Origin of the sequence: Candidatus Pelagibacter communis (genome assembly GCF_001180025.1) — a bacterium.
GTDB lineage: Bacteria > Pseudomonadota > Alphaproteobacteria > Pelagibacterales > Pelagibacteraceae > Pelagibacter > Pelagibacter ubique_A.
This window is the reverse complement of record NZ_CVSK01000071.1, coordinates 55,942-70,330: the sequence shown is the minus strand read 5'-3', so window position 1 is coordinate 70,330 and position 14,389 is coordinate 55,942. Positions and strand designations below refer to the sequence as shown.

Annotated in this window: 17 protein-coding genes; 15 read left to right on the top strand and 2 right to left on the bottom strand. The window is 27.7% G+C overall.

Features of this window, described 5'->3' with window-relative positions; all coding sequences use genetic code 11:
* The first annotated feature begins 142 nt into the window (after nt 1-142).
* Nucleotides 143-637 carry a GcrA family cell cycle regulator gene (locus AMN83_RS04465; protein ID WP_075504468.1) on the top strand — a complete coding sequence of 165 codons (495 nt, stop codon included), beginning with the start codon at nt 143-145 and terminating at the stop codon, nt 635-637.
* Nucleotide 638: 1 nt separating this feature from the next.
* Here AMN83_RS04465 and AMN83_RS04460 read toward each other — a convergent pair whose 3' ends face one another.
* Entirely contained in the window at nt 639-1,625 is a 987-nt protein-coding gene (locus tag AMN83_RS04460; protein WP_075504467.1) for a complex I NDUFA9 subunit family protein, read from the bottom strand.
* 16 nt (nt 1,626-1,641) lie between these two features.
* Between AMN83_RS04460 and AMN83_RS04455 the strand changes: the two genes are divergently transcribed.
* Genes AMN83_RS04455 through AMN83_RS04390 form a run of 14 tightly spaced genes read left to right on the top strand, consistent with a single transcriptional unit; the run spans nt 1,642 to nt 14,072 of the window.
* A complete protein-coding gene (locus tag AMN83_RS04455) occupies nt 1,642-2,253 on the top strand; it encodes a ribonuclease D (RefSeq protein WP_082255117.1) in 612 nt (203 codons plus the stop codon).
* A complete protein-coding gene (locus AMN83_RS04450) occupies nt 2,253-3,221 on the top strand; it encodes a KpsF/GutQ family sugar-phosphate isomerase (protein WP_075504466.1) in 969 nt (322 codons plus the stop codon). The genes AMN83_RS04455 and AMN83_RS04450 overlap by 1 nt, the downstream gene beginning before the upstream one ends.
* Nucleotides 3,222-3,797 (top strand): LPS export ABC transporter periplasmic protein LptC, encoded by a 576-nt coding sequence (gene lptC, locus AMN83_RS04445; protein WP_075504465.1) that lies wholly within the window; start codon nt 3,222-3,224, stop codon nt 3,795-3,797.
* Entirely contained in the window at nt 3,798-4,574 is a 777-nt protein-coding gene (locus tag AMN83_RS04440) for an ATP-binding cassette domain-containing protein (protein ID WP_075504464.1), read from the top strand.
* 8 nt (nt 4,575-4,582) lie between these two features.
* Complete coding sequence (gene aroA, locus AMN83_RS04435; protein WP_075504463.1) at nt 4,583-5,905, top strand: 3-phosphoshikimate 1-carboxyvinyltransferase; 1,323 nt, start codon at nt 4,583-4,585, stop codon at nt 5,903-5,905.
* Nucleotides 5,905-6,573 carry a (d)CMP kinase gene (gene cmk, locus AMN83_RS04430; protein WP_075504462.1) on the top strand — a complete coding sequence of 223 codons (669 nt, stop codon included), beginning with the start codon at nt 5,905-5,907 and terminating at the stop codon, nt 6,571-6,573. Before aroA ends, cmk begins: the two co-directional genes overlap by 1 nt.
* Complete coding sequence (locus tag AMN83_RS04425; RefSeq protein ID WP_075504461.1) at nt 6,560-8,287, top strand: S1 RNA-binding domain-containing protein; 1,728 nt, start codon at nt 6,560-6,562, stop codon at nt 8,285-8,287. Before cmk ends, AMN83_RS04425 begins: the two co-directional genes overlap by 14 nt.
* Before the next feature lie 16 nt (nt 8,288-8,303).
* Entirely contained in the window at nt 8,304-8,597 is a 294-nt protein-coding gene (locus AMN83_RS04420; protein ID WP_075504460.1) for an HU family DNA-binding protein, read from the top strand.
* The gene (gene pyrF, locus AMN83_RS04415) at nt 8,587-9,279 is read left to right on the top strand and encodes an orotidine-5'-phosphate decarboxylase (protein ID WP_075504459.1); all 693 of its coding nucleotides are present in this window, start codon (nt 8,587-8,589) and stop codon (nt 9,277-9,279) included. Before AMN83_RS04420 ends, pyrF begins: the two co-directional genes overlap by 11 nt.
* The gene (locus AMN83_RS04410) at nt 9,276-9,905 is read left to right on the top strand and encodes a phosphoribosylanthranilate isomerase (protein ID WP_075504458.1); all 630 of its coding nucleotides are present in this window, start codon (nt 9,276-9,278) and stop codon (nt 9,903-9,905) included. Before pyrF ends, AMN83_RS04410 begins: the two co-directional genes overlap by 4 nt.
* Nucleotides 9,895-11,124, top strand: coding sequence for a tryptophan synthase subunit beta (locus tag AMN83_RS04405; RefSeq protein ID WP_075504457.1), 1,230 nt, complete (start codon nt 9,895-9,897; stop codon nt 11,122-11,124). The genes AMN83_RS04410 and AMN83_RS04405 overlap by 11 nt, the downstream gene beginning before the upstream one ends.
* The gene (trpA, locus tag AMN83_RS04400) at nt 11,124-11,924 is read left to right on the top strand and encodes a tryptophan synthase subunit alpha (RefSeq protein ID WP_075504456.1); all 801 of its coding nucleotides are present in this window, start codon (nt 11,124-11,126) and stop codon (nt 11,922-11,924) included. The genes AMN83_RS04405 and trpA overlap by 1 nt, the downstream gene beginning before the upstream one ends.
* A complete protein-coding gene (locus AMN83_RS04395) occupies nt 11,921-12,850 on the top strand; it encodes an acetyl-CoA carboxylase carboxyltransferase subunit beta (protein WP_075504455.1) in 930 nt (309 codons plus the stop codon). Before trpA ends, AMN83_RS04395 begins: the two co-directional genes overlap by 4 nt.
* Complete coding sequence (locus AMN83_RS04390) at nt 12,804-14,072, top strand: bifunctional folylpolyglutamate synthase/dihydrofolate synthase (RefSeq protein ID WP_075504454.1); 1,269 nt, start codon at nt 12,804-12,806, stop codon at nt 14,070-14,072. Before AMN83_RS04395 ends, AMN83_RS04390 begins: the two co-directional genes overlap by 47 nt.
* Here AMN83_RS04390 and AMN83_RS04385 read toward each other — a convergent pair.
* Nucleotides 14,069-14,386 (bottom strand): thioredoxin family protein, encoded by a 318-nt coding sequence (locus AMN83_RS04385; RefSeq protein ID WP_075504453.1) that lies wholly within the window; start codon nt 14,384-14,386, stop codon nt 14,069-14,071. The genes AMN83_RS04390 and AMN83_RS04385 overlap by 4 nt on opposite strands.
* Between the last annotated feature and the right edge of the window lie 3 nt (nt 14,387-14,389).

Sequence of the window (14,389 nt, the reverse complement as noted above, 5' to 3'; positions counted from 1 at the left end):
ATTATTAATACAAGTTAGGATTGAAAATATACACATTCTTGCTAATTAAATTAATGTTAATAACTCTTAATTTTTGATTGTTTAATTTAATTTTATATCAGTATATTGTTGTTATATATAAATAATATACAAGATATTGATTATGAGTTGGACTGAAGAAAAAGTTGCAAAGTTAAAAGAGCTTTGGGGAAAAGGTAATACTGCAAGTCAAATTGCAGAGATAATTGGCGGTATAAGTCGAAATGCGGTCATTGGAAAAGCTCATAGACTTAATTTGTCAGCAAAAATAAAGACTAGAACAGCTACCTCAACTCAAAACTTTAATAGTTCAACAAATCAAAAAAATATTCGATCTGGAAGAGGACGTAAAAATAAATTTAAATCTTTAATAATTGAAAAAGATTTTGAACCAGAAAACCCAAAACAGCTAGAAGAACTTGATGAAAATTCTTGTAAATGGCCGATTGGTCATCCTGATGAAAAATCATTTTATTTTTGTGGAAGATCATCGTTAAAAGATTTTTCTTATTGTAAGTTACATCTTTTATATGCTTACCAACCTAAAGGTAAAAAAGAAGACGTTACAGAAAAAGAAGAAGTGCCTGAATTTATTGAAAAAAAAATAAAGTCAGCCTAATTTAATTAGGATCACTTTCTAAATCGTTTTCTGCTTTATACTTGTTAGTAGAGAATTGTCCGCCATCTCTCCACATATAGCAATATTTTTCTACTTCTTTATCAAAATACCTTGTACTAGGAATACCTAAATCATAATTACTTTTATATTTTCCTGATAAAATATTATCATATTTTAAAAGTTTTAATTGGTCTCTTGTAAGTAAAGGCTTAGGTAATAATTCTAAAACACTTGCTGTTAACCTACCCATTAGCAAAGGTAAAGGTAATAACAATCTTTTTTTTCCAATTAATTTTAATAATTTTTGAATAATTTCTTTAAATGTAATTATCTCTGGACCTACACATTCAATAATTTTAGAATATACATTATTTGAAATAACATGATGAATTGTATCAGTTAAATCAGAACAATGAATTGGTGCAAATTTTGTTTTGCCATTATAATAAAGCGGAAACACAGGAAGTCTATTAAGCAATGTCATAAAATTAGTAGTAAAGTTATCATCTACAGAGTAAACAATTGATGGTCTTAATATTGTTGCTAGGGGAAAGTTTTTTAATATATTGTCTTCACCTTCTAATTTACTTTTAGCATAAGCAGAATCTGATGCATTATTAACTCCTAAAGCTGACAAATGAATAAAGTGTTTATGATCGTATTCCTTACAAAGCTTAGCTAATAATGAGGGAAAAACTGAATGTATATTTTTAAATGTATTGCCCTTTTTTTTTTCATACAAAATTCCTACTAGATTTATACAAATATTTGTTTTTTTAAAAAGTTCTCTAATTTTTTTTTCATCAAAAATATTTGCTTCAACTACATCAATATAACCAGCATTAGCCTGGGTTTTAATAATATAACTTTTTTGATGAATATTTCTTGTTACAACTATGACCTTTATGTTATTCCTAGTAAGTTTCCTTATTAAGTTTCTTCCTACTTGGCCACTACCACCAAAAATTAGACAATTTTTTGCTTTCATATATATATGTATTCAAATGAGTATTAATATTAAATTACACAAAAACGATCTACCAGATGATTTAGTGTTAGGCAATATAATAGCTGTCGATGGTGAATTTATGGGTTTAAATGTTAGACGAGACCCATTGTGCCTAATTCAAATATCTTCAGGAAACTCAGATGCGCATATTGTGCAATTTGACAGAGAAAATTATAATGCACCAAATTTAGTAAAATTATTGAGTAATGAAAAAATTAAAAAAATTTTTCATTTTGGAAGAGCAGATATGGCTCATATAAAGTATTACTTAAAAACTGAAACTAATAATATTTTTGATACAAAAATAGCTTCAAAGCTAGCACGATCTTACTCCGATAATCATTCTCTTAAAACACTAATAAAAGAATTTATAAATATAGATATTAGTAAACAATTTCAGAGTTCAGACTTTGGTGGTGAACTTACTCCTGCACAAATGAAATATTGTGCAAATGATGTAATCTATCTTCATAGAATCCATGAAGCACTGATAAAAATACTTGAAAGAGAAAATAGAATTAAACTTTATGAAGAGTGTTTAAATTTTTTAAAAACAAGAGTTAATCTTGATTTGGCCTTATTTAAGGATGATATCTGGTCGCATTAATGAAAAGAAAAAAATTTATATCTGCTGCTAAAGATGTAATTAATCTTGAAATAAAAGCCCTACAAAGCCTAAAAAAAAATATCAGTAATTCGTTTAATCAGGCTGTTTTTCAAATTGCTAAATGTCAGTCAAAAGTAATTTTGTGCGGAGTAGGAAAAAGTGGACTTATAGCGTCTAAAATTGCTGCAACGCTTGCTTCAGTTGGAACACCATCTTTTAGCATTTCAGCTAGTGAAGCTTCACATGGAGATCTTGGTATGATCTCAAAAAAAGATATTTTACTTTTAATAAGTAATTCTGGTGAAACAAATGAGCTGAAAAATATTATTCAATATGCAAAAAGAAATAAAATATTATTAATTGGAATTGTTTCTAAAACAAATTCTCTTCTTTTTAAAGCATCAGATATTAAACTTAAAACTCCAAAGGTTATGGAGGCTGAAGGCATAGTTCCTACCGCAAGTACAACTGCTCAACTTGCGCTAGGCGATGCATTGGCAATATCAGCAATGAAATATAAAAAATTTGACAAAATGGATTTTAAAAAATTACATCCAGCAGGAAGCTTGGGTGCTCAGCTAAAAACAGTTGAGGACATAATGTTCACAGGTAAAAAAATACCTTTTATTGATGAGAATATTCAGATGCAAAAAGCTTTGAAAATTTTAAGTCAAAAAAAATTAGGAATATTAATTGTAAGAAATAAAAAAAAAAAAACCACTGGTATAATTACAGATGGACAGATTAGAAGATTCAATCAAAAAAAAATAGATTTTCTTTCCTTACCAGTAAAAAAAATAATGACAAAAAAACCTATTTTTATTGATAAAAATGAATTAGCTGCAAAAGCACTTTCTCTTATGAATAGTAAAAAAATTACATCACTTATAGTAAATAATAAAGCAAAACCATCAATTGCTATTGGTGTTATTCATGTTCATACAATTTTACAATCAAATATTTCATAAATGTTAATAAGAAAAATTACGGTAATTTTTTTTATACTTGGTATTTTGTCAATTGTTTCTTTTTTAATTTATAAAAATTTTTTTTATAATAATGAAATTGTTCAACCAGAACTTGAAACAAAAGAAGACATTATTTACAATTCTAATATCATTAGAGATGTGAATTATACCACTAAAGACCCTAATGGTAATGAGTATATAATCACAGCATTAAAGGGCGAAATAGATTTTTCAAATTCAAATATAATTTTTCTTACAAATGTAAATGCTGTGATTAAATTAAAATACTCTGATATTATCACTATTGCTTCAGATTTTGGTAAATATAATTCTGAGAATTTTGATACTATTTTTTCTAAAAATGTAATATTAAATTATTTGGATAACAAAATAACAGGAGAATATCTTGATTTTTCGCTTAGTAGAAATTCAATGATAATTTCTAGAAATATTGTTTATACTAATTCAAAAAATGTTCTGAAAGCGGACGTAATTGAAATGGACATTAAAACTAAAGATACAAAAATTTTTATGTATGAGAATAAAAAAAAAGTAAATATCAAAAGTAAAGATTAGATGGCTATTATTAAAAAATTTAGAATTAAATCATTTAAAAATATAAATACAATTATTGAGTTTGAAAATATTTCATTGGCATATGGTAACCGATTAATTTTAGATAACTTAAATTTCAAAATTAATGAGGGTCAAATTTTTGGAATGCTTGGTCCAAACGGAGTTGGGAAATCAACAATATTTAATTTGGTAACTGGTTTAATTAACCCGGGAAATGGTAAAATCAAGATTGCAGGCACAGATGTCACAAAATATCCAATTTATTTAAGAACTAAAAAATTTAAAATTGGGTATGTGCCTCAATATGGAGGATTTTTTAATGATTTAACATTACATGACAATTTAAAAGCTATAAGTGAAATTGTAATAGATAATAAATCCTACAGAGCTGAAAGAATAAATTATCTAATATCTAAATTTGAATTAGATAATTTAAAAGATATCAAAGGAAAATTTTTGTCAGGTGGGCAAAAAAAAAAATTAGTTATTGCTTTATCACTTCTTAGTGAACCAAAAGTTCTTCTTCTGGATGAATGCTTTGCAGCACTTGATGTCTTGACAATAAAAATGCTTCAAGAAATTATTGTAAATTTACAAAATGAAAACAGAATTACTATATGTATATGCGACCATCAAGCTAGAGATCTTTTAGCTTGTGTTGATGTTGCAATGATATTAAGTAACGGAAAAATAGTTGCACAGGATACACCTGCAAATTTAGTAAAAAATATTAATGCAAAAAATGCATACTTTGGCGACAATTTTAAATTTAATTAATTTTTTAAATGCCAAAATTATTAATAATTAAAAAAAAAATCAAAAAATTTAATAAAGTAATTACTGTTAGTGGTGATAAAAGTATAAGCATAAGATGGGTTTTATTTTCTTCCCTGGCTAATGGTGTATCAAGAGCTAAAAATTTATTAATGTCAGAGGATGTTTTGGCTGCATTAAAAGCTATAAAAAAGTTAGGCATAAAATCAAAATTTAAAAATAATTTTTGTGAAATATATGGCAAGGGTGTAGATGGTTTTACCTATAAAAAAAAATTAACTATTAACGCTTTTAACTCTGGCACTTTAGGGAGACTTTTGCTTGGTTTTTTAGTAAACACCGACCATAGAATTAAAATTGTTGGAGATAAAAGTTTATCAAAAAGAGATTTTAAAAGAATTTCAGATCCTCTTAGCAGGTTTGGTGCAAGTTTCATTTTAAAAAAAAAAAAAAATTTACCATTAACAATTAATGGAACATCAAATTTAAAACCAATAAAATATTTTGAAAAAAGAGGTTCGGCACAATGTAAAAGTGCAGTCATGTTTGCTGCTATGAGAACCACAGGAACAACAACAATTATTGCTAAAAAATCTAGAAATCATACAGAGCTATTATGTAAATATTTAAAATTGCCCGTTAAAATAAAAAATAAAAAAAATCATGATGAAATAAAAGTTAACAAAATAAAAAGTATAAAAACTTTAAATTATAATATTCCCTCGGATATAAGCTCTAGTGCTTTTTTTTTAACTCTTACAGCTCTTTCAAAAAACTCAAAATTAGTTATTAAAAAAGTAAATATCAACCCATCAAGGATTGGTATTATAACAATACTAAAAAGAATGGGGATAAAAATTTTTTTTAAAAATAAAAAAACTTATAAAGGTGAAAAAATTGCAGACATCAAAATAATAAGTCCTGAATTTATTAAACCCATCAATTGTCCGGCCAAATTTAATAGTGGCGCAATTGATGAATTTCTGCTTATTTTTTTAGTTGCAGCAAAAGCAAGAGGTGTCTCTTATTTTAAAGATCTAGCTGAACTCAATCAAAAAGAAAGTCCACGATTAGAATGGGGTAAAAAAATTTTAAAAAATATGGGAGTTAAAACAATTTCAACTAAAGATTCAATTAAAATATTTGGAAATCCACATCTACATATCGAAAAAAAAAAAATAACTATTAAAAATTATTTAAAAGATCATAGAGTTTTTATGACTAGTGTAATAGCAGCATTATCATTTGGGGGAATTTGGAATATTCATAATAAAGATTCAATTAATACATCTTTTCCAAACTTTCTTGAGATAATTAAAAAATTAAAGAACTAATGAAAAAAAGAAAAAATATATTAAAAATCGCAATTGACTCACCTGCCGCTGCAGGTGCAGGAACATTAGCAAAATCAATTTCAAAGCATTATGATCTTTTTTATCTTGATACTGGGAAAATATATAGATTTATTGCTTATTTAAAAATAAAATATCCAAAAAAATTTAACTTTAATTTTATTAAAAAAAAAATAAAAACTTTAAAGATTTCTGATCTTTCCAAAAAAGTCTTATTGTCTGATGAAATTGGTACTGAGGCATCTGTTATCTCAAAAAACAAAAATTTAAGAAAAATAGTTCACTCATTTCAGTTAAATTTTGCATACAATCCTCCAATAAAATATAAAGGATCTTGTCTAGATGGAAGAGATATAACTTACAACATTTTACCCGACGCTGACTTTAAATTTTTTATCACTGCGAATATTAAAACTCGAGCTTTACGAAGATATAAAGAGTTAAAAGCCCTTAAAAAAAATGTTTCATACACAGAGGTTCTAAAAACCATTAAAAATCGTGATAAAAGTGACTTTAAAAGAAAAATTTCTCCTCTAAGAAAAACAAAAGATTCACTATTGATTAATACGACAAACCTTAATAAAAGGGCATGTTTTTTAAAAATAAAAAAAATAATAGATAAAAAATTTAAATTTAATGGAAATATATAAAGACTTAACAAACTCGGCATCTAAAGAATTTGAACAATTATTAAACAATCAGCTCTCAAAAATTCAAATTGAAGAGGGTAAAATTATCGAAGGTAAAATAAATAAAATTACTGAAAAATTTGTGTTTTTATTTGTTGAAGGACTTAAATCTGAACCAGTTCTAGATATAAATGAATTAAAATCAATGGGTCTATCAGAAAAAATTAAACTGGGAGAGAAGATACCAGTATTATTGGAAAAAATAGAAGATAAAAATGGTGAAGTTTTGGTATCTGCTAGCAAAGCACAAAAAATTAAAGGTTGGGATAAACTAGTTGAAGCTTACGAAAAAAACGAACCTATAATGGGTAAAATTACTTCAAAGTGTAAAGGAGGATGTATTGTTGAACATATAGAAACAGGCTCACTTATGTTTCTACCTGGCTCTCAAATAAGTGACAAACCTTTAAAAGATATCAGTCATTTAATGAATGAGCCCCAAAAATTTGCTCTAATTAAATTAGATAAAGTAAGAGGAAATGCATGTGTTTCAAGAAGAGAAATTATCTCATCATTTAAAAAAGAGGATAAAGCTAAAATAATTGATAAATTTAAAGTTGGAGACATTATAAAGGGAGCAGAAGTAAAAGGCTACAGTAACTTTGGTTGCTTTTTTAATGTAAATGGAGAATTAGATGTACTAGTGCATCTTCAAGAAATTTCTTATTCTAGAGTGAATCATCCAGATGAAGTATTCAATATTGGTGAGAAACATGATTTAAAAGTAATAAGTGTTGATAAAGAAAAACTACAAGTTGGTTGCTCTGTTAAACAATTATCACCTGATCCTTTTGAGCATATTGAAAATTATGAACTAAATAAACTTTACAAAGTTAAAGTTGTGAAATTAATGGATTTTGGTGCATTCTGTGAATTAGAGCCTGGCCTGACTACATTACTACACTCTAGTGAATTGAGTTGGACAAAGAAAAATATATCAGCAAAAAAAATGTTTAAGGTTGGAGATGAGGTTGATTGTGTAATTACGGAGATTGATAAGGAAAAAAGAAGGGTAGCAATTTCACATAGACTTTCCCAAGAAAACCCTTTCGATACTTTTGAAAAAAAATATCCTGTTGGCAGTATTGTTGAAGGTCAAATAGTAAGCAAAAATGAATACTCTTTATTCGTGAATATTGAAAATACAGAGATAGATGGTTTTTTACATTGTAACGATTTAACCTATTTAAATAATGGTGAAGAAGAATTAGCAAAATATAAAAAAGGTGATAAGATTAATGTTAAAGTTCTAGAAATTAAATCTTCTGAACAAAAAATTAGAGTTGGTCTAAGACAAACACAAGAAGATCCTTTAGATTTTTTCAAAGACAAAGAAAAAAATCAAATTATTACTGTTAAAGTAGTAAATACAGACAATAAAGGTTTAATTGTAAGACCTGAGGGTTGTAATATGGATTTTCAAATTAAGAAGTCTGAAATAGCAATTAATGCTTCTGATGCAAGGCCATCTAGATGGACTGGTGGTGAGAAAGTGGATGTTGCCATTAAAGATTTGCAAATAGACAAAAGAAAAATAGTGCTAAGTATAAAGCTTTTAGAGGAACTAGACCGTGATATTGCTTTAAAAACTTATGGAAGTGAAGCAAGTGGAAAAAATTTACCTTTCTCGTCTCTTTCTGAGGATATAAAGAAAAAAGAGAAAGAAAAAAAATAATTAGAATAGATTTAAATTGGCTATTGTAAAATCAAAGCTTCTAAAACAACTTTCAAATAATTATCCGAATTTTTTAAAGAGAGATCTTGAAAAATTTACTAATATAATTTTAGAAGAAATAAAAAAAGCATTAAAAAGAGGGGAAAGGGTTGAGCTAAGAGGTTTTGGTATATTTTCTACAAATATACAAAAAGCTAGAATATCTAGAAATCCCAAAACTGGAGAGAAAGTTAATACTCCAGAGAAGAAAACAATTCACTTTAAAATGTCAAAAGACTTGTTTAAAAAATTGAATAATAATGAAGAATAAAACTGTATTTGTCGCTTGTGATAGCTCAAATCTTAAGAAAATAAAAAAAATAATTTCTCAAACTAGAACTAATAAACTTAAAATTATTCCAAAATTTGGTCTGCAATTCTTTTATTCGAAACAAGGTAGGAAATTTTTAGAAAACATTAAAAATGATTTTTGGTTAGATTTAAAAATAAATGATATTCCACAAACAGCTTTGTCGGCAATAGATAGCTTAAAAGATTTAAAAAAATGTAAGTATATAACAGTCCATGTAAATGGTGGTTTGGAAATGCTTAAATCAATTAAAAAAGAGGCAAAGAAAATAAATAAAAATTTAAAAGTTTTAGGAGTTACAGTTTTAACAAGTCTCAATAATAAATCTCTTAAAGAGATAGGTTATACAAAAAATGTAAAACAGTTGGTATTAAGACAAGCAGCATTAATTAAAAAATCAGGATGTCATGGTATAGTTTGTTCTGCTCAAGAAGCCATGATGATTCGTAAAAGACACAAAAATTTATTAATCATAACTCCAGGAATAAGATTGCCTGGCGATAGCTCAAATGATCAAATGAGAATTATGACACCTAAACAAGCTTTCAAAAATAAGGTTTCTGGTATTGTTATAGGAAGATCTCTTACAAAAGGTAATATAAAGAATAACACTATAAAACTCATTGATCATTTAAACAAATGATCAGAGGTTGTAAGATTTGTGGTATAAAAGATTTTGATACTTTAAATTACATAATAAATCATCCCTATCCCCCAAAATTTATTGGTTTCGTTTGTAATTACCCAAAAAGCTCAAGATATGTTGAGCTTAACTCTCTAAATAAATTGTTAAATGTAAAAAAAAACAAAAGTGAATTTGTTGCTGTCTTAGTAAAACCTGACAATAAAATTTTAGAAGAAATAAAAAATTTACCTTTTGATTATTATCAATTGTATGACTGTACTCCAGATGAAATCAAAACTATCAAACAAAAATATCAAAAAAAAATTATTACAGCTCTTACAATAAAAGATGAAACCGATGTTCTTAGGTATAAGTCATTTGTTGACGTAACAGATGTATATTTATTTGATAGCAAAGGTTATGAAAAAAGTCAGAGCTTTGATCATAACTTGATTAAAAATATCCAATTAAACAAAGAATTAATGCTAGCTGGTAATATAAAATTCGATGATAACCTAAAAAATTATGAGAAAATTGCTAATTACTTAGATTTATCTGGAGGCTTGGAAACTTCTGGATTAAAAGATACATCCAAAATAAATATTTTTTTAAATAATTTAAATAAATTAATAAATGAAACTTAAAAAAAAAATTCCTCTAATTGACCAGCATGATCGTTACGGTTTTTGGGGTGGTAAATTTGGAGGAAGTTTTATTCCTGAAACTTTAAAAAAACCTGTGGAAGATCTGACGCTGGAGTTTTCAAAATTAAGAAATAATAAGAAATTTTTAAAAAAAAGAGATTATTATTTTAAGAACTACATAGGATCACCTACATCATTTGTAAAATTAGAAAATTTGTCTAATCACTTAGGTGGTGCTCAAATATGGGCCAAAGTTGTATCGGAAGCTAATGGTGGAGCCCACAAAATATATAATGCAACTGTTCATGCTCTAATTTGTAAGGCAATGGGTAAGAAATATATCGTTGGAGATACGGGCGCAGGTTATGCTGGTAAAATGTTAAGTATGGCTGCTAAGAAATTTGGTCTGAAATGTAAAATTTTCATGGGCGCAAAAGACATCAAGAGACAAAAACCAAATTGTGATGCTATAAGAAAAAATGGTGCTGAAATAGTTCCTGTATATTCAGGCAGTCAAACATTAGTCGATGCAGTCAGTGAGTGTATGAGATATTGGGTATCAAATTGTGACACTACACATATGTGTGTTGGAAGTACAGTTGGTCCAAATATATTTGTAAAAATTTGTGGATGGAGTACAGCACAAATTTCAAAAGAATTAAAAATACAAATTAAACAAGAATTCAAAAAAATTCCAAAAAAAATTAAATTAATTAATTGTGTGGGTGGTGGAAGTTCAGCATATGGTTTTTGGAGTGAATTTATAGATTTTAATAAATCGCAAATTGAGTTGGTTGGTGTAGAGGCTGGAGGTCCAAAAAAATCAAAACTCCATGCTGCACCTTTAAGTAGAAATGCTAAAATTGGAATTTTACATGGAGCAGCCTCTTATGTTTGTCAAAACAATGAAGGTCAAATTAATGACACTGAATCAATTAGTGCTGGATTGGATTATCCTGGTGTAAGTCCAATTCATTGTTTTTTAAAAGATACAAAGCGAGCAAGATATACTTATGCAACTGATGAAGAGGCACTAAAAGCACATGTGATGGTTACTAAATTTGAAAAACTTAATCCAAGCCTCGAGCCAAGCCACGCATTCGCAGAGGCTATCCGAATTGCCCCCAAGTTAAGCAAAGACACAATTATAATCGTTAACTCATGTGGTGATGCTAAAAAAGATAGAGATATCTTAAGAGAGAGGTTAGGTAAAAATTAATGAATTCATTAATCAGTAAAGCTTTCTCAGCTGCAAAAAAAGAGAATAGACCAGCTTTACTGACTTATACTGTCGCTGGAGACAATACTAAAAAAAAATCTTTAGAAATATTAAAATCAATTTCAAATTATGCAGATATTTGTGAATTAGGTTTTCCACATAACACTCCTATAGCTGATGGAGGACAAATTCAAACAAGTGCTTATAGAGCAATTAAAAATGGTATTAAAATTAATGATGTATTTTCAATAGTAAAAAATTTTAAAAAAATAAAAAAAAATAAACCAATTATACTGATGGGTTATTACAACATGATATATCAATATAATCAGAATAGATTTTTAGAAAAATGCAAGAAATCAAAAGTTGATGGTTTAATAGTTGTTGATTTACCTTATCCAGAAAATAAAAATTTTGCGTCAAAATGCAAAAAAAAAGGAATTAATTTTATTCAATTAGTTTCTCCAACGACTTCTAAGATAAGATTGAAAAAAATCATAAAAGACTCACACGATATGATTTATTATATAAGCATGTTATCCACCACAGGTGGAAAGCTTAAAGTGTCCCCAAAGAAAATATTAGAAAAGTACAATAAAATAAAAAAACAAAATAAATCAAAAAATGTTGTTATTGGTTTTGGAATTACAGAAAAAACCATCCAATCTCTTAAAAAAGCTGATGGTTTGGTGGTAGGAAGCGCAATTTGTAAAGAAATCTCTAAATCTATTGAAAAGAGACAAAATGCTGTCACAAATGTTACTAATATCGTTAAAAGATTAAAAAATAAAATTCTATGAACTGGATAACAAAAATTATCAAAGCAGGTGAAAAAATTAAAACTGCTATACGTGAAAGAGCTACAAAAGAGGATATTGCAAAAAGTGATTGGACATCATGTTGTAAGGGTCCAATTTTAAAAAAAGATTTAGAGGAAAACTTGTGGGTTTGTCCAGATTGTAAGCGTCATCATAGAATAAAACCACATCAAAGATTTGATATATTGTTTGGAAAAAACAATTACGAAATTTTCAAAACTCCAATACCAAAAGACGATCCACTAAATTGGACAGACTCCAAACCTTACAAAGAAAGGTTAAAAAGTGCCCGAAAAAAAACAGGATTAGAATGTGGAATGATGGTTGCTTCTGGAACTATAAATAATATTAAAATTACCGCTGTAGCTTCTGATTTTGATTTTTTAGGAGCTTCAATGGCAGCAGCAGAAGGTGAAGCTTTTTTATATGGAATACAGCATGCGATAGAAAATCAAACACCTTTTTTATGTATTAGCGCTGGTGGAGGAATGAGAATGATGGAAAGTTTAATTTCTTTATCTCAAATGACAAGAACAACACTTGCAATTAATGAATTAAAGAAAAACGGTCTTCCTTATTTAGTTTGTATCACTGATCCTACTGCAGGGGGTATTACCGCATCATACGCTATGTTGGGTGATATTCATATTGCAGAACCAGGAGCTTTAATTGCATTTGCAGGAGCAAGAGTAATACAAGGAACTGTTAAAGAAGAACTTCCAGAAGGTTTCCAAAAAAGTGAATATGTTGAAAAAACTGGTTTTGTCGATTTAATTGTTGAGCGTAAAGATCTTGCATCTAAAATTGGAACCTTATTATCAATATTGTTAAAGAAAAATTCTGATATAAGTGCTGAACAAAATGAAACTTCAGAAGATAGTCAGTCGCTTACAAGAGCTGCATCCTAAGGAAATAGATTTAAGTCTAGATCGTATTCAAAGTCTTTGCAAAAAATTAGGAAATCCTCAAGATAAAATCAAAGCAATTTCAATTGTTGGTACTAATGGAAAGTACTCAACTATCCAGGCAATGTTTTCTATTTTAAAGGAAGCAAATTTCAATTGTAATATCTACACTAGTCCTCATATCAAAAGTATTAATGAGAGGTTTGTTTTTAATAATGAAGAATTGAATGATGAAGATTTAGTTAATTTACTTGAAGAAATTGAAGAAGCTAACAATGGTGAACCAATTACTTTTTTTGAAATACTGACTGCAGCATATTTTTTAAAAGCATCTCAATATCCAGATAATATCAATTTAATTGAAAGTGGATTGTTCTTTAGATTTGATGCTACTAATATCTTAAAAAATAACCTTGCTAGCATTGTAACTTCTATTGGTCTTGATCATTTAGATTGGTTGCCAGAAAATGAACAAACTGTTGAAAAAATTATTTTTGAAAAAACATCAAGCCTTTTAAACTCAAATATTATAGTTGCAAGACAAAGTACTTATAAAATCAAAGAAAATATTAAAAAAACAATATTAAATAATAGATCAAATAAGTTTTTCCATAATGAAAATTATAGTTTTACAATGCAAGAAAATGACTTCTTTTATTATGAGGATCAATTTGGAGGAATAAAATTACCTATGCCAAATGTTAAGGGTCAATTTCAATTAGAAAATGTCTCAACAGCTATTGCAACCCTAAGAACTTTAAAAGATTTAAATATTAAAGATGATCACATTAAAAAAGGTATTTTAAAAATAAATTGTATTGCAAGATTACAAGAAATTAAGTCTGGTAAACTTAAGGAGCTTGTAAAAGATAATCAACTGTTTGTTGATGGTTCTCATAATCCTTTGGGCGCAAAAGTACTAAATGAATACTTAGAAAGTTTAGATTGTGAAAAACATATCATTCTTGGAATGATGGCAAATAAAGATCACAAAGAATATATGAGTTTCTTTAAGGATATCTCTACATTGACTACAATAGATATACCTAATCAACCTAATTCAATTAAAGGAGGAGAGCTTAAAGATAAGCTAAACGGCTTTTCAAATATAAATTACAAAGAAAGTATAGAGGAAGCTATTAAATCAATCCCGGTAAAAGAAAACGATATAATACTTATTACTGGATCGTTATATCTTGCGGGTGAAGTTTTAAATTTAAATTAGATATTTTTATCTAAAAATTCCTTCATGTGACTTTCGGGAACTCCACCAACTTTTCTATCTACTTCAACGCCTTTTTTATAGATAATAACTGTTGGAACACCTCTGATACCTGCTGCACTTCCAGTGTTTATTCCACCATCTTCAACATCAGCATAATAAAAACCAGCCTTATCTTTATATTCATCAGATAATTTATCCATTACTGGTTTTAGTGCCTTACATGGACCACACCACTCAGCTGAAAACTGGATAACTGAAACATCTTCATTTTTAATTTTAGTATCAAAATCTTCGTCTTTAAAATTTGTAAGCATATT

What these genes read in the sequence shown, in the direction of transcription:
- AMN83_RS04465 (WP_075504468.1), top strand. Translation starts at nt 143, where the DNA reads ATGAGTTGGACTGAAGAAAAAGTTGCAAAGTTAAAAGAGCTTTGGGGA.
- AMN83_RS04460 (WP_075504467.1), bottom strand. Translation starts at nt 1,625, where the DNA reads ATGAAAGCAAAAAATTGTCTAATTTTTGGTGGTAGTGGCCAAGTAGGA.
- AMN83_RS04455 (WP_082255117.1), top strand. Translation starts at nt 1,642, where the DNA reads ATGAGTATTAATATTAAATTACACAAAAACGATCTACCAGATGATTTA.
- AMN83_RS04450 (WP_075504466.1), top strand. Translation starts at nt 2,253, where the DNA reads ATGAAAAGAAAAAAATTTATATCTGCTGCTAAAGATGTAATTAATCTT.
- lptC (WP_075504465.1), top strand. Translation starts at nt 3,222, where the DNA reads ATGTTAATAAGAAAAATTACGGTAATTTTTTTTATACTTGGTATTTTG.
- AMN83_RS04440 (WP_075504464.1), top strand. Translation starts at nt 3,798, where the DNA reads ATGGCTATTATTAAAAAATTTAGAATTAAATCATTTAAAAATATAAAT.
- aroA (WP_075504463.1), top strand. Translation starts at nt 4,583, where the DNA reads ATGCCAAAATTATTAATAATTAAAAAAAAAATCAAAAAATTTAATAAA.
- cmk (WP_075504462.1), top strand. Translation starts at nt 5,905, where the DNA reads ATGAAAAAAAGAAAAAATATATTAAAAATCGCAATTGACTCACCTGCC.
- AMN83_RS04425 (WP_075504461.1), top strand. Translation starts at nt 6,560, where the DNA reads ATGGAAATATATAAAGACTTAACAAACTCGGCATCTAAAGAATTTGAA.
- pyrF (WP_075504459.1), top strand. Translation starts at nt 8,587, where the DNA reads ATGAAGAATAAAACTGTATTTGTCGCTTGTGATAGCTCAAATCTTAAG.
- AMN83_RS04410 (WP_075504458.1), top strand. Translation starts at nt 9,276, where the DNA reads ATGATCAGAGGTTGTAAGATTTGTGGTATAAAAGATTTTGATACTTTA.
- AMN83_RS04405 (WP_075504457.1), top strand. Translation starts at nt 9,895, where the DNA reads ATGAAACTTAAAAAAAAAATTCCTCTAATTGACCAGCATGATCGTTAC.
- trpA (WP_075504456.1), top strand. Translation starts at nt 11,124, where the DNA reads ATGAATTCATTAATCAGTAAAGCTTTCTCAGCTGCAAAAAAAGAGAAT.
- AMN83_RS04395 (WP_075504455.1), top strand. Translation starts at nt 11,921, where the DNA reads ATGAACTGGATAACAAAAATTATCAAAGCAGGTGAAAAAATTAAAACT.
- AMN83_RS04390 (WP_075504454.1), top strand. Translation starts at nt 12,804, where the DNA reads ATGAAACTTCAGAAGATAGTCAGTCGCTTACAAGAGCTGCATCCTAAG.
- AMN83_RS04385 (WP_075504453.1), bottom strand. Translation starts at nt 14,386, where the DNA reads ATGCTTACAAATTTTAAAGACGAAGATTTTGATACTAAAATTAAAAAT.